Origin of the sequence: Streptomyces litchfieldiae, from assembly GCF_031845365.1 — a bacterium.
In the GTDB taxonomy this organism is placed as follows: Bacteria; Actinomycetota; Actinomycetes; order Streptomycetales; family Streptomycetaceae; genus Streptomyces; species Streptomyces litchfieldiae.
Genome location: NZ_JAVREL010000162.1, coordinates 1 through 291, shown reverse-complemented (window position 1 = coordinate 291; position 291 = coordinate 1). Strand labels below are relative to the sequence as shown.

Genomic DNA, 291 nt, shown 5'->3' with positions numbered 1-291 from the left:
GCCGTCAGGAGGTGCTGCGGGACGCCGGGAACCTCGTCTCCGTACGCGACTACGAGCGCGCCCGCCAGCGCGGCGGCGCCCTGCCGCCGCTGCCCAGCCTCTTCGTCGTCGTGGACGAGTTCTCCGAACTGCTGGCGCAGAAGCCGGACTTCGCCGATCTCTTCGTGCAGATCGGCCGCCTGGGCCGCTCGTTGGGGCTGCATCTGCTGCTGGCCTCGCAACGCCTGGACGAGGGGCGGCTGCGCGGGCTGGAGGCGCACCTGTCGTACCGGATCGGCCTGCGCACGTTCT

The 291-nt window shown here is 71.8% G+C and carries 1 protein-coding gene; it reads left to right on the top strand.

Annotated elements, in window-relative coordinates:
- On the top strand, positions 1-291 hold a 291-nt coding region (locus RM590_RS35870), incomplete at both ends, for an FtsK/SpoIIIE domain-containing protein (protein ID WP_311708990.1).